This is a genomic window from Nocardia sp. NPDC020380 (genome assembly GCF_044386975.1).
GTDB lineage: Bacteria > Actinomycetota > Actinomycetes > Mycobacteriales > Mycobacteriaceae > Nocardia.
The window spans coordinates 625,448-639,638 of the sequence record NZ_JBIRVQ010000003.1; the positions used below are offsets into that span (position 1 = coordinate 625,448).

Annotated in this window: 11 protein-coding genes; 4 read left to right on the forward strand and 7 right to left on the reverse strand. The window is 69.5% G+C overall.

Annotated elements, in window-relative coordinates:
• Positions 1–25: 25 nt before the first annotated feature.
• The gene (locus tag ACH438_RS10520; protein ID WP_397003742.1) at positions 26–2,149 is read left to right on the forward strand and encodes a RecQ family ATP-dependent DNA helicase; all 2,124 of its coding nucleotides are present in this window, start codon (positions 26–28) and stop codon (positions 2,147–2,149) included.
• A 15-nt stretch (positions 2,150–2,164) separates the two neighbouring features.
• Here ACH438_RS10520 and ACH438_RS10525 read toward each other — a convergent pair whose 3' ends face one another.
• Positions 2,165–2,674 (reverse strand): MarR family winged helix-turn-helix transcriptional regulator, encoded by a 510-nt coding sequence (locus ACH438_RS10525; protein ID WP_397003490.1) that lies wholly within the window; start codon positions 2,672–2,674, stop codon positions 2,165–2,167.
• 108 nt (positions 2,675–2,782) lie between these two features.
• On the opposite strand from ACH438_RS10525, the gene ACH438_RS10530 reads away from it, so the two are divergent.
• Positions 2,783–3,622, forward strand: a complete 840-nt coding sequence (locus tag ACH438_RS10530) for an SDR family oxidoreductase (protein ID WP_397003492.1) — start codon at positions 2,783–2,785, stop codon at positions 3,620–3,622.
• A gap of 94 nt (positions 3,623–3,716) precedes the next feature.
• The gene (locus ACH438_RS10535) at positions 3,717–4,814 is read left to right on the forward strand and encodes a methyltransferase (RefSeq protein ID WP_397003494.1); all 1,098 of its coding nucleotides are present in this window, start codon (positions 3,717–3,719) and stop codon (positions 4,812–4,814) included.
• Positions 4,815–4,968: 154 nt separating this feature from the next.
• Here the strand turns inward: ACH438_RS10535 and ACH438_RS10540 are convergent, their stop codons facing one another.
• The 5 genes from ACH438_RS10540 to rplU all read right to left on the reverse strand — a co-directional run bounded on the left by ACH438_RS10540 (position 4,969) and on the right by rplU (position 9,358).
• Positions 4,969–5,460 (reverse strand): DUF4254 domain-containing protein, encoded by a 492-nt coding sequence (locus tag ACH438_RS10540; RefSeq protein WP_397003496.1) that lies wholly within the window; start codon positions 5,458–5,460, stop codon positions 4,969–4,971.
• A 437-nt stretch (positions 5,461–5,897) separates the two neighbouring features.
• On the reverse strand, positions 5,898–6,998 hold the full coding sequence (proB, locus tag ACH438_RS10545; RefSeq protein ID WP_397003744.1) for a glutamate 5-kinase: 1,101 nt from the start codon (positions 6,996–6,998) through the stop codon (positions 5,898–5,900).
• Positions 6,999–7,159: 161 nt separating this feature from the next.
• Positions 7,160–8,614 (reverse strand): GTPase ObgE, encoded by a 1,455-nt coding sequence (obgE, locus tag ACH438_RS10550; protein WP_397003498.1) that lies wholly within the window; start codon positions 8,612–8,614, stop codon positions 7,160–7,162.
• A 125-nt stretch (positions 8,615–8,739) separates the two neighbouring features.
• Complete coding sequence (gene rpmA, locus ACH438_RS10555) at positions 8,740–9,006, reverse strand: 50S ribosomal protein L27 (protein ID WP_397003500.1); 267 nt, start codon at positions 9,004–9,006, stop codon at positions 8,740–8,742.
• A gap of 40 nt (positions 9,007–9,046) precedes the next feature.
• Entirely contained in the window at positions 9,047–9,358 is a 312-nt protein-coding gene (rplU, locus tag ACH438_RS10560) for a 50S ribosomal protein L21 (RefSeq protein WP_397003502.1), read from the reverse strand.
• A 309-nt stretch (positions 9,359–9,667) separates the two neighbouring features.
• Between rplU and ACH438_RS10565 the strand changes: the two genes are divergently transcribed.
• The gene (locus ACH438_RS10565; protein WP_397003504.1) at positions 9,668–10,075 is read left to right on the forward strand and encodes a DUF3224 domain-containing protein; all 408 of its coding nucleotides are present in this window, start codon (positions 9,668–9,670) and stop codon (positions 10,073–10,075) included.
• Between the two features lie 68 nt (positions 10,076–10,143).
• On the opposite strand, the gene ACH438_RS10570 is transcribed toward ACH438_RS10565, so the two are convergent.
• Complete coding sequence (locus ACH438_RS10570; protein ID WP_397003506.1) at positions 10,144–13,593, reverse strand: translation initiation factor IF-2 N-terminal domain-containing protein; 3,450 nt, start codon at positions 13,591–13,593, stop codon at positions 10,144–10,146.
• Positions 13,594–14,191 lie beyond the last annotated feature (598 nt).

The following is a 14,191-nucleotide window of genomic DNA, read 5'->3' on the forward strand; positions in this document are numbered from 1 at the left end:
GGGTGGGGTGTCGGTGGGGTGGGGCATGCTGGAGTGCGTGACCTCGACCGATTCCGACACCTCGACCTCGACCGCACCCGGCCTCCGGGAGGACGCGGAACGACTGCTGCGCGAGCTGGCCGGACCGGACGCGCGGCTACGGGAAGATCAGTGGACCGCCATCGAGGCACTGGTGGTGCAGCGGCGACGGGCACTGGTGGTGCAGCGGACGGGCTGGGGTAAGTCCGCGGTCTACTTCATCTCCGCGAAGCTGCTGCGTGCGCAGGGGCGCGGGCCGACGGTCATCGTGTCACCGCTGCTGGCGCTCATGCGCAACCAGGTGGCGGCCGCCGAACGCGCGGGAGTCGTTGCGGCAACCATCAATTCGGGCAATGTCACCGAGTGGGACGAGATCCACGCGCACGTCGCCGCCGGTGAGGTGGACGTGCTGCTGGTCAGCCCGGAACGGCTGAACAACCCCGACTTCCGCGACTCGGTACTGCCCAAGCTCGCCGCCGACGCCGGACTCGTCGTCATCGACGAAGCGCACTGCGTCTCCGACTGGGGGCACGATTTCCGGCCCGACTATCGCCGGATCCGCACGCTCATCGCCGATCTCGGCTCCGAGGTACCGGTACTGGCCACCACCGCCACCGCCAACGACCGCGTCGTCACCGACGTCGCCACCCAGATCGGCACGGACACACTGGTGCTGCGCGGCACCCTGGACCGCGAATCACTGCACCTGTCGGTGGTCGGCATCCCCGACGCCGTGGCACGCACCGCCTGGCTGAGCAAGCGCCTGCACGAGCTGCCCGGTTCGGGCATCGTCTACGCCCTCACCGTCGCCGCCGCGCACGACCTCGCGGACGTACTGAACTCGCACGGCCATCACGTCGCCGCCTACACCGGCCAGACCGACCCCACCGAACGCGAAGCCCTCGAAATCGCGTTGCTCGGCAACGAGGTGAAGGCGCTCATCGCCACCTCCGCGCTCGGAATGGGTTTCGACAAGCCGGATCTCGGCTTCGTCGTGCACGTCGGCGCGCCCTCCTCCCCCATCTCCTACTACCAGCAGGTCGGCCGCGCCGGCCGTGGCACGGCCCGCGCGGAGGTCATCCTGCTCCCCGGGCCGGAGGACCGCCGCATCTGGAGCTACTTCGCCTCGGTGGCCTTCCCGCGCGAACACATTGTCCGCTCGGTGCTTTCGGCCCTCGACTCGGATCGCGCCGTCTCCACCGCCGCCCTGGAACCGCAGGTCGAACTCAACCGCTCCCGCCTCGAAATGGTGTTGAAGGTCCTCGATGTCGACGGCGCGGTCCGCCGCGTGCGCGGCGGCTGGATCGGCACCGGCCGGCCCTGGACCTACGACACCGAACGCTACGAACGCCTCACCGTCGCCCGGGAAGCCGAGCAGCAGGCCATGATCGACTACCAGTCCACCACCGCCTGCCGGATGAACTTCCTGCGCGCCCAGCTCGACGATCCGGGCCTGACCGCCGGCGCCCCCGGCTGCGGCCGCTGCGACAACTGCACCGGCACCCGCGCCGACACCGCCGTGGACACCGCCGACCTGGCCGCCATCCGCACCCGCCTGGACCGCCCCGGCATCGACCTCGCCCCGCGCAAGCAATGGCCCACCGGCATGGCCAAACTCGGAATCTCCCTGTCCGGCAAGATCACCGGCGGCGCCGAGACCGGCCGCGTCCTCGGCCGCCTCAGCGATATCGGCTGGGGCCAGCGCCTGCGCACCCTCATCGAAGGCCCCGACGCCCCCGTCCCCGACGAGGTCTTCCGCGCCTGCACAACCGTGCTGCGCGAATGGACCTGGACCGAGCGGCCCACCGCCGTCCTGGCTCTGGAATCCCCGCGCCACCCGCTTCTCACCCGATCGCTCGCCGCCCGCCTCGCCGAGGTGGGCCGTCTCCGCGACCTCGGCGTCCTCCCCCTCCGCCCCGACCTCCCGCCGATCTCCGCCGCAAACTCGGCCCTCCGCGTAGCCGCCCTCCACAATGCCTGGGACACACCGGATCTCACCGACATCGAAGGCCCCATCCTCCTGGTGGACGCCCTCACCGACACCGGCTGGACCTTCACCATGGCGGCCCGCGCCCTACGCGCAGCCGGCGCCGACGCGGTCCTCCCCTTCGCCCTCGCCACCCCCGCCTGACCCGGCGGGGTCCGCTCAGCCCTGATCCGCGTCCGTCGCGGCCTCTCGGGCGGTGCGGCGATCACGAAGTCGCTCTATCGAATCCACGTACCGGATCATGAGGCGGGCGAATTCCAGGCGATCATGTTCGAGCCAATCGCCGGTGATGTATTCGAAGGCTTCACGCTGGAAACGGCGGAAGCGGGCGATGAGGTCCTGACCGGCGGGGGTGAGCTGCAGGACGGCGCGGCGGCCGTCCTGCTGGGAAGGAACGCGAATCAGGTAGCCGGCCTTGATGTTGTCGGTCACCATGCGGCTGGCCACCGAGGGATCGGTGCACAGATGCTCGGCGAGACCGCCGACCGTCACCTCGGTCTCCGGCGAGACACTCTGCTCCGCAACGATATTCAACACCAGCGTGCGCGACATGTCCTTGGCGGACATGGGGTTCTCCACCTCGCGCAGGACGCCGCGGCGCAACTTGCCGAACGCCGGGCCCACGGCATCCAGCAGCTCGTCGGCGGTGTACTCGTCCTTCGCGGTCATGGACACATCATATGCATGCCTCCGTGAACATATGTGTTGACGCCCAATTATGTGCATGACAGCATCTATTTGTCTCGTGACATAGATTTTCCGGAACGGAGATCCACCATGACCACCCTCATCACCGGCGTCCGCGGCCAGGTCGGCCGCACGGTCCTCGACCGGCTGCACGCCGCCGGCCAGCCGGTCCGCGCCGCCAGCAAGGCCCCCGCCGAACTCACCGTGCCCGCCGGCGTCGAGGTCGCCGAACTGCGGCTCGACGCGCCGGAGACCTTCGGCCCCGCCCTCGACGGAGTCCGCCAGGTCTTCCTCTACGCCGAGCCCGCCGGGATCGACGCCTTCGTCACCGCGGCCGGCGCGGCCGGAGTCGACCACATCGTGCTGCTCTCCTCCTCCGCCGTCGACAGCCCCACCGCGGCGGACAATCCGATCGGCGCCCGCCACCTCGCGGTCGAAAAGGCCCTCGCCGCTTCGGGAATCCTCACCACGGTGCTGCGGCCCGGCGGCTTCGACTCCAATTCCCTCTCCTGGGCCCGCACCATCGTCGACAAGCAGCCCGTGGAACTCCCCTATCCGCAGGCCGCCCTGGCGATGATCCATCCCGGCGACATCGCCGATATCGCCGTCGCCGCCCTCACCGGCCCCGAATTGCGTGGCCGCACAGTCAGTCTCACCGGACCCGAAGCGGTCAGCTTCGAACGTCAGATCGCGCTGCTGGGCGAGGCGCTCGGCCGCGAGATCCCGGTCGTCCGGGTCAGCCCCGAGCAGGCCGCCCGCCAGATGTCGGTCACCATGCCCGCCTTCATCGTCGACGCTCTGCTCACCGCGTGGGCCGCGCTCGCCGACACGCCGCAACCCGTGGCCGATACCACCGAATCCCTGCTCGGCGTTCCCGCCCGCAGCTACGCCCAGTGGGCCCGCGAGAACGCCGCCGCCTTCTCCGCCTGACGCCCCGCGCCCGAATTTCGCTATTCGCCAGCTACATTCCGCGTACCCTCCACATATCCCCGAGCAGCCGCCACACGACCCTTTGGAGTTCCTCATGGCGTCCGCAGCACCCAAGGTCCCGCCGCTCCCACTGGTCCGGGCCGTCGGCCGGTTCCGCGACGGACTGGCGGCCCTGCACCGGCGGCTGGTACCCGGTCACATCGCGCTGCTGGAACTACACATGATGGGTTTCCTGTCGCAGTCCATCAGCGCGGCGGCACAACTCGGCATCGCCGACGCACTGGCCCGGGGACCGCGGCAGCCGGGTGAGCTCGCGCGGGAGCTCGGCGTCGACGAGGACGCACTCCGGCGGCTGCTACGGCTGCTCGTCAGCTTCGGCATCTTCGAGCAGCGGCGGGACGGCGGCTACCAGCTGAACCGGATGTCCCAGGCCCTGCGCGGCGAGGGCGCGGTATCGCTGCGAGACCTGTTCCTGTTCTTCGGATCCGAATACCACCGCACCCATTGGGGGCATCTCGCCGACGCGGTGCGCACCGGGAAGTCGGTCGGCCCGGCGCTCGACGGCATGGACTTCTTCGAATACGCGGCCACCAACCGGGAGATCGGCGAGCTGTTCGACCGCGCCATGACCGCCGTCAGCGGGCTCTCGGTGGACACGTTGCTGGCCGCCTACGACTTCGGGCAGTTCGGGACCATCGTGGATATCGGTGCGGGACAGGGCAGTCTGCTCACCGACCTGCTGCGGCGCACACCCTCCACCCGTGGGGTGGTCTTCGATCTGCCGGAAGTGGTGGCGGAGCTCGCCATGCAGCTGCCCGATCTCGGTCTCGCCGACCGGCTCACCATCGAAACCGGGTCCTTCTTCGAGACCGCGCCCAAGGGCGGCGACGCCTACCTGCTCAAACACATCATCCACGACTGGTCCGACGCAGACGCCGAACGCATCCTGCGCACGGTCCGCGAAGCGATGGATCCCGCCGCGCGTCTGCTGCTCATCGATATCGTGCTGCCCGAGCACGGGCGCCCGCACGTCGGCAAGTTCACCGATCTCGAAATGCTGGTGAACGCGACCGGCCGGGAACGCGATGCGCACAGTTTCGGAACCCTGTTGTCGCGCAGCGGTTTCACCCTCAGCCGCATCATCCCCACCGCGGGGCCCGACAGCATTCTCGAAGCGCACCCCGCCTGGTAAGAACACCCCCGGGCGGTGATCGGCCCCCTGCGCCGATCACCGCGCCGGGCCGCCCGAGCACCGGATCACGGCACTCGGGCGACCCGCATCCCCGCGGCCCCGGCGAGCCTGCGCTCGGCCGGCCGGGACGTCTCCGGAAGTGGCGGTCCGGCGCTCACGCGGTGCGGCGGGCGTGCGGAGTGACCACCTGGGCGGCACGATCGGTCCAGCCGTCCGCCATCTGCGCCAGCATGAACCACGCCGCGTGCACTTGTTCGTCGGACACCTTCTCCACGGTCTTCAGCAGATACACCGCGCGCACATGCGCGGCGGCCATCGCATCCACCACCGACCCCAGGGACTCACCACGCGCTGCACCCCTCCGCAGCGCCCGATTCGCCACCCACTCATCGATGAAGCGGACCACTTGCGCGCGTAGCTCGTCGATGCCACCGGCGTCGCCGGAGTGGTTGCGGCGCTGCAGATGCAGTTCGGCGAGCGTACGGGCCCAGCGCGTGACCGGATGGTCCTCGGGCTGGTCCCCGATATGGCCGCAGAAGGCGGCCAGCAGTTCGTGCCAGTCGGGTAGCAGGGGGCGAATCTCGAAACTGTTGTCACGGCCGCTCGCCCGCCACAACTGTGTGTTATCCGGTTGCGGTACGTACATACCTACCTCCCACGGCGGTGCGGGCACACCCGGCGCCGCGGGCGATCACCGGACCGCGAGCCCGACGCGGCAAGGGCGGACCGCGCCGGATCCAGGCAATCGCTATCGGCGAAGGGCACATCTCGATGCGGCGCCGGGTGCCATTCCAGGATGCGCCGGACAGCCCGCCCGCCCACTGCCCTTTCCACGCCTTTCCCCCGCCCATCCCCCCGCGCGCCCACCAACACGCCCACAAACCAAACCGCCCGCCCAGTAGGATTCCCATCGGATATCCGTGCCCACCACCCACACTGCACATTCCGGATGCCGAATCCACAGCGCGATTGCCACTCTCCGCACCGTCCGGCCTCGCAAGCGAGACGCAGCCGAGCTGCGCCGCCGCGGATCGAAAATCGTTGCGAGGCAGTTCCGCTCCGCGAACCGCCGGCGCGCGGCGGCTAGACCTTCACGAGATCGTCGGCGTGGACGACCGGGCGCTGCATGCTGTCGGGGAGGTCGGAGGTGGAGCGGCCCTTCATGGAGTCGAGTTCGTCGCTGTCGTAAGCGACTACGCCGCGGGCCACTACGTGACCGTCGGGGGCGACGAGGTCGATGACGTCGCCGCCGTAGAAGTGGCCGGTTACCTGGGTGATGCCGGCGGCCAGGAGGGAGCGGCGGCGTTCGGCGACGGCCTGGACCGCGCCGGCGTCGAGATGGACCGCGCCGTGCGGGTCGGCGGCGTGGCGGACCCAGAACTTGCGGGCGGACAAGCGGACCGGGCGGGCCGCGAAAGCGGTGCCCACCGTAGCGCCCGAAAGGGCTGCTGCCGCATCGGAAGCCGCCGCCAGCAGCACGGGCACGCCGGCGTCGGCGGCCAGGCGGGCAGCGGAGAGTTTGGAGGCCATGCCACCCGTGCCGAGGGCGCCGCCGCTGCCGGCGATGACGCCGTCCAGGTCGGCGCTGCTGCGGACCTCGGGGATGAAATTGGCTGCGCCCTTACGGGGGTCGCCGTCGTAGAGGCCGTCGACATCGGACAGCAGGATGAGGGCGTCGGCGCCGACCAGGTGGGCGACCAGGGCGGCCAGGCGGTCGTTGTCGCCGAAACGGATCTCTTCCGTTGCGACAGTGTCGTTTTCGTTGACGACGGCGATCGCGTGCAGGGAGCGCAGGCGGTCCAGGGTGCGTTGCGCGTTGCGGTGCTGTTCGCGGCGGCCGAAGTCACCGGCGCTCAACAGCACCTGGCCGACCACACGGCCGTAGCGGGCGAACGACGTGCCCCACGCGTGCGCCAGAGCCAGCTGGCCGACGCTCGCGGCGGCCTGCTTGGTGGCCAGATCCTTGGGGCGCTTGGACAATCCGAGCGGCGCGATGCCGGCGCCGATCGCGCCGGAGGACACCACGACCAGATCCGATCCGGCGCGCATACGCGTCTCCACCGCATCGGCCAGCGCATCCAGCCGGCCGGTATCGAGCCCGCCCTCGAGGCTCGTCAGCGCCGAGGAGCCGATCTTCACGACCACGCTGCGCGCCGTCGCGATCGCCCGGCGTGCCTCGCTCACCTCGCTCGCACCGGTCACTCCGGCCTCCGCCTGCGTGATACCCGAACTCACCTGCACCACACCTCAATTCGCTCGCGATACGAAAAGTATCGCCGCACTTCCGTTCTCACTCGCGGCACCCCCGCCCGCCGCACTGCGCACGAGGGTATCGCCGCGCGCTACTACTCCTCGTCCTCCGACAGCAGACCACGGCGCACCCGCGAGGCATGCTTGCGCTCGGCGGCGCCGATACGGTCGGTCTGCTCGAGTCGCGGATCCACACCGCGGCGGGTCAGCAGCGTCTCCACGCCCGCGGAAATCGAAGGCTCCCAATCGAAGACGTAATCGCCGATGGTCACCGAGGCGCCCGGTTCCGCGCCCAGCTTCACCAGCTCGTCCTCGACGCCCAGGCGGGCCAGGCGGTCCGCCAGGTAGCCCACGGCCTCGTCATTGTCGAACTGGGTCTGCGCCACCCAGCGCTCCGGACGCTCACCGTGCACGATGAACCCGCCCTCGATCTCGGGATCGAGCACGACCCGGAATCCACTGTCGCCCTTGACAACCGGCCGCAGCACGGGCCGCTTCGGCTCCACCACGATCTGCGAGGCGCGATACTCGAGCACCATCTGCGCGAGCGCGAATGTCAACGGCCGCAAGCCTTCCCGGCTGACCGCCGAGATCTTGAACACCGGCCAGCCCCGGGACTCGAACTCCGCGGTCACCATATCGGCGAGCTCGTCCGCATCCGGGATATCCGTCTTGTTGAGAATGACCACGCGCGGCCGGTCCGCCAGCTCGCCCAGGCCGGTATCGGCCTTCAGCGCAGGCTGATACGCGGCCAGCTCGGCCTCCAGCGCATCCACATCGGAGATCGGATCCCGGCCCGGATCCAGCGTCGCGCAGTCCACCACATGCGCGAGCACGGCGGTCCGCTCCAGATGCCGCAGGAAGTCCAGGCCCAGGCCACGCCCCTCGCTCGCGCCCGGAATCAGGCCCGGCACATCGGCGATGGTGAACGTGGTATCGCCCGACTGCACCACACCGAGATTCGGCACCAGCGTGGTGAACGGGTAGTCCGCGATCTTCGGCTTGGCCGCCGACAGCACCGACACCAGCGACGACTTGCCCGCCGACGGGAAACCCACCAGGCCCACATCCGCGACCGACTTCAGCTCCAGAACGAGATCCCGCTCCTGGCCGTCCTCGCCGAGCAGCGCGAAACCGGGCGCCTTGCGCGCCTTCGACACCAGCGCCGCATTGCCGAGACCACCGCGACCACCCTGCGCCGCGATGAACCGGGTACCCGCGCCGACCAGATCGGCCAGCACCTCCCCGTCCTCGCTCATGATCACCGTGCCCGACGGCACCTTCAGCAGCAGCTCCTCACCCTGCTTGCCACTGCGGTTGCTGCCCTCACCGGGCTTGCCGTTACCGCCCTTGGCATGCGGATGGAAATGGAAATCCAGCAGCGTGTGGACGTTCGGGTCGACCTCGAGGATCACATCCCCGCCATTACCGCCGTTCCCGCCGTCGGGACCGCCGAGCGGCATGAACTTCTCCCGGCGCACCGAGGCGCACCCGTGGCCACCCTTGCCCGCACGAACGTGCAGCACGACACGGTCGATGAATTTGGACATGTCGGTGATCATCCTCCTTCAGGACTCGTATGCCGTGATCCGGCGTATCAAAAAACACAAAACGGGCCAGGGTTGTACACCCTGACCCGCTTCGGAAGTAAGTGGAGAGGACTCCGGTGCGCCGGTCAGGCGTTCACCGGCTCCGGAACCACGATGTTGACGGTCTTACGGCCACGCTTGGTGCCGAACTTGACCGCGCCCGCCTCGAGGGCGAACAGCGTGTCGTCGCCGCCACGGCCGACATTGACGCCGGGGTGGAAGTGCGTGCCACGCTGGCGAACCAGGATCTCGCCGGCCTTGACGACCTGACCGCCGAAGCGCTTCACGCCGAGCCGCTGGGCATTCGAATCGCGACCATTGCGCGAGCTGGATGCACCCTTCTTATGTGCCATGTCAAACTCCTCGTGCCGGGGTGACGAACCCCAAGTCGGATTACTTGATGCCGGTGACCTTCAGGACCGTCAGCTTCTGACGGTGGCCCTGACGCTTGTGGTAGCCGGTCTTGTTCTTGAACTTGTGGATCCGGATCTTCGGGCCCTTGGTCTGCTCTACGACCTCGGCGGACACGGAAACCTTCGCCAGCTTGTCAGCATCGGTGGTCAGCTCGGCGCCATCAACAAGCAGCACCGGCGACAGCGACACCGCAGTGCCCGGCTCACCCTCGATCTTCTCGACCTTCACCAGGTCACCGACCGCGACCTTGTACTGCTTTCCGCCGGTCTTGACGATCGCGTACGTTGCCATCGGTCGGCTGCCCTTCTTTCTGTTCGAGTGCTCGAAATGCTCGGCACTCTGCTCACACGGCGGGCTTCCGACTAACATCGGAAACCGCCGCAGACTGGTCTGGGGTATTCACCGCCGCCTCGGGGCCGTTGGCTCTCAAACCGAACCGGGGCCCACTCTCACAGCACTAGTCACAACAGAGTGCCGTCGCATGGGGCAGCGACTGGCCAAGACTACAGGACCAGGCCAACCCCCTCCAAACTGGGGTGACCGGAGCAACTGTCGCTTTCTTACAAGAGAGATACCAGCAGGTCCGATACGGTCTGACCCATGCGAGCCAGCGGGACCTTCAACGTCAAATCCTTCGTACCCACCGATATCGCGCCGGACCCGGCCATCAGCACCGGGCTACCGGTCGGCACGGCGCTCATGGAGAAGCTCTTCGAAGGCGAGATCGCCGGACGCTCCGCCACCGTCTTCACCGCCGCCTTCGACCAGGAGAAGGGGATAGGCACCTATCTGGCCATGGAGTCCTTCGAAGGGACACTGGACGGCAAGGCGGGCGCCTTCAACTTCGTCCACTCCGCCACCACGGACGGCGCCACGCGCACCGACGGCTACTTCGCGATCGTCACCGGCAGCGGCACCGGAGAACTCGCCGGCATCACCGGCAAGGGCGACCTCCTCGTCGACGCGGACGGCACCCACCGGATCTGGTTCGACTACGAACTCCCCTGAACCCGGAACAGACGTGAGTGGCCCCGCCGGCGAAACCGGCGGGGCCACTCACGTTTCTGCCCTACAGGTCAGTTACCGCCCTCGGGAGCGCCCGCCGGACGACCGGCCGCACGGCGACGCGGACGACTGCGCGGGGGCACCTCGGCCGGAGCCAGGTCCTCGAGGTTGAGGGCCGGCGTCTGCGGCTGATCCGAACTGGACAGCACGAACACCGCCCCCTTGCTGTCGGAGGCCGGAGCGGCCGCCGTACGAGCCACCCGGCGACGACCCGGACGACGGGCAGGCGCCGCATCACCCGAAAGCGACGCAGCATCACGGGAAAGCGATGCAGCCGTCTGCACATCCGCCGCGGCCTGCGCCTCGGTCACCACGACCGACACCTCGGCCGCATCGGCCACGGCCTCACCCGCGACCACCGCATCGGCGGCAGCCTGCGCGGATGCACCGGCAGCCCGCGCGGATTCGCTCGCGACCCGCGCCGCCGTCCCGTTCGAGGACGGCTCGGCGAGCTCGAGGGTCTGCGCGGACACCACGCCACCCGATTCGGCGGCAGTCGTCGCGGCCTGTGCCGCAGCGGCTTCCGCGTCCGCCTCGGTGGCGGCCTCGATCTTCTCGATCGCGCCCACTGCCAGCGCGGCCTCGGCGGCAGCGTTCTCCGCCTCGGTCACGATGCGGCCCACCGCCGCGGTGACCTCCGCGGTGCTCGCGGTATCGCCCTCCGCGAGAATCGTATTCGCCGCATCGGCGGCGGCGATGGCATCCTCGTCCGCCGAATGCGCGGATTCCTCGGCCTGATGCGCGGCCATGGCCAGGGCGACCGGGTGGGCGCGCTTGGCGGCGACCCTGGTCTCCTCTTCCTCGTCGTGCTCCTCGACGGGAGCCTCGGCGACGGCCGGAACCGCCTCTGCCGCAGTGTCCTTGCCGCGGTCCTTGCGGCGGCGGCGCGAACCCTCACGACGGCCCGCACCCTCGTCACCGCCGCTGGCGGCCGGAGCGGACTCCACCGGGTAGTTGTGCACCAGGATGCCGCGGCCGTGGCAGGTCTCGCAGGTGGTCGAGAACGCCTCCACCAGACCGGTACCCAGCTTCTTGCGGGTCATCTGGACCAGGCCCAGCGAGGTCACCTCGGACACCTGGTGGCGGGTGCGATCCCGGCCCAGGGCCTCGGTCAGCCTGCGCAGCACCAGATCCCGGTTGGACTCCAGCACCATGTCGATGAAGTCGACGACGATCATGCCGCCGATATCCCGCAGGCGCATCTGGCGGACGATCTCCTCGGCCGCCTCCAGGTTGTTGCGGGTGACGGTCTCTTCCAGGTTCGAGCCGCCGGAACCGGTGAACTTGCCGGTATTGACGTCGATGACCGTCATGGCCTCGGTGCGGTCGATCACCAGGGTGCCGCCGGACGGCAGCCACACCTTACGGTCGAGGGCCTTGGCCAGCTGCTCGTCGATGCGGAAGGCACCGAACACGTCGACGCCGGCGGGGGCGGTGGGGTGGGAACCAGCACCGCTCTCGTGGCGTTCCACGCGGGCCAGCATGTCGGGAGCCACTGTGCGGACGTAGTTCTCGACGGTGGTCCAGGCGCGATCGCCCTCGATGACCAGCTTGGAGAAGTCCTCGTTGAACAGGTCGCGGACGACCTTGACCAGCAGGTCGGGCTCCTCGTACAGCGTCTTCGGCGCGCCGGAGCCGTTCTTGGCCTGCTCCTCGATGGTGCGCCAAGTGGCCTGCAGCCGTTCGACATCGCGGGCCAGCTCAGGCTCGGAGACACCCTCCGACGCGGTCCGGATGATGACGCCGGCGTCCTGCGGGACGATATCGCGCAGAATCTCCTTGAGCCGCTTGCGTTCCGTATCCGGCAGCTTGCGGGAGATACCGGTGGACGTACCGCCCGGCACGTACACCAGGAAGCGACCGGCCAGGCTGATCTGCGTGGTCAGGCGAGCACCCTTGTGCCCCACCGGATCCTTCGAGACCTGCACCAGCACGGTGTCGCCGGGCTTGAGCGCCTGCTCGATCTTGCGTTCCTTGCCGCCCAGACCGGCGGCCTCCCAATTCACCTCGCCCGCGTACAGCACGCCATTGCGGCCACGGCCGATATCGACGAACGCGGCCTCCATCGACGGCAGCACGTTCTGCACCTTGCCCAGGTACACATTGCCGACCATGGACGCCGAACCCGTCGAGGTCACGAAGTGCTCGACCAGGATGTTGTCCTCGAGCACCGCCACCTGCGTGGTGGACGTCGGGTGATCGGGGAAGTGCTTCTCGCGCACCACCATCACCCGGTCCACCGCCTCGCGGCGGGCCAGGAACTCCGACTCGGTCAGGATCGGCGGGCGGCGGCGACCGGCCTCCCGGCCGTCCCGGCGACGCTGACGCTTGGCCTCGAGCCGCGTCGAACCGCTGATGCCCTGCACCTCGTCGGAGGAAGAGGCGGCAGCGGCCGCGGCGGCGCGGCGCTTGCTGCGCGGCTCCCGCTCGTGCACGACCGTGTTCGGCGGATCGTCCTCGGCGACCTCGGGCTCGTTGTCCTCGCCACCCTTGCGGCGACGACGGCGACGGCGGCGACGGCTGCTCGAACCCTCCGGCACCGCGTCCGACTCGTCGTCGTCCTCGGCATCGTTGTCGGCGGAGTCGGCCGACTCGTCCTCGGACTGCGGACGCTGATCCTCGTCATCGGCATCGTTCTCGCCGTGCTGTTCGCCCCGGCCCCGACCCCGGCCACGACGGCCACGACGGCGGCGGCGCGAACCGCTCTCGCCGCGCTGCTGCTCCTGGCCGTCCTCCCAGTCGCCGTCGTCCTCGGTGTCCTCGGCGTCGTCCGCCGCGGTCTCCTCGGTGACAACCGGCTGCGGCTGCGGCTGCGGACGCTTGTCCTCGACGGGCGCGGCGGCGACGGGCTTCTCCTCGGGCGCCTCGTCGAAGCGGGCCTTGCGTTCGGCCCGGCGCTTGCGGCGGGTCTCCTCGACGGCGGTGGCGTCCGGCGCGAGGAACAGCGGCCCGGCCACCATGGCGGCGGGCTGGTAGGTCACCGGCTCGGCGGGCGCCGGCTCGGGCGCCTGGAACGGGCTGGTGAACAGCGACTGCTGCGGCGCCACGGACTTCGCCGCGGCGGTGCCGGTGTCCGCGATCGCCGCCTCGGCGGCCTCGACCTCGATGGCGGCCAGTTCGTCGGCCGCGCGGTCGTCGCCGGCGGCGATGGCCGCGTCGACGGTGGTCTCGGCGATCGGCGCGGGCGCCGCCGGTACGGGTTCGCCGGATTCGACGTCACGCGGCCCGAAGGCGTCGCGCACCGATTCGGCGACATTGCGGTCCAGGCTGGATTGCGGGCTACGCGCCTGCGCGCCCATCTCGGTCAGGTGGGCCAGGATACGTTTGCTGGTGACTCCCAGCAGCTTCGCCAGTGCGTGCACTCGGATCCGTTCCGGCAACTGTTCGGCAGCCCCGGTGGTGTCCGAAGCCTCCCCAACACCATTCACCTGCGATGCATCCTGCGGCTCTTGATCGGCCACGAATTCTCCTCGGGCCCCCGGGCGCGTCCCTCCTGAGAGTGACCGCGGCCGACGCGGGGGCAATTAGTTGGCCTCGCACCCCACCGGGGCACGAGATCGTAAGTCTTCGCGCCGTGTGGCCCGTTATCACCTTGTTCTCGTCGTTCGGGCTAACTGGTCACGTGGCGCCTGGCTGGTTGGCTCAACTCCACGGCCCGAGCGTTCATCCAGCGTGCCAGCCGACAGCCGAGTCTTGGAAGCCGTCGGCGGCAGCGATGATCGTCCGTCGTGCCGCGGTGTCAATCGAAGGTGGCAGCCACCTGCCGCTAATGACGGGCGTCGGCCACTTCCAGAGCCAGTATCCCACACGCGCCGGAGGCGTCGCGCCCGCGACGCGTGGTTGCCCGGCTCGGCGGGCTGTCGTGCGCACGCCCCGGGAAGGGCGTCAAGCGATTTTTGGCGGGTCCGGGGCCGGTCGATCCCGGTCTTTCCGGGACTCCGAGGGCCGCTTCCGGCCGCTGCCGGGCGGCTCGGACCCGCTTTCAGCTGGGTCTGAGCGCAGCCCGGGGTCGCGCCTGGGTCTGGGGGTGCGACCCCCAGACCTCCTGCGACAAGGCGT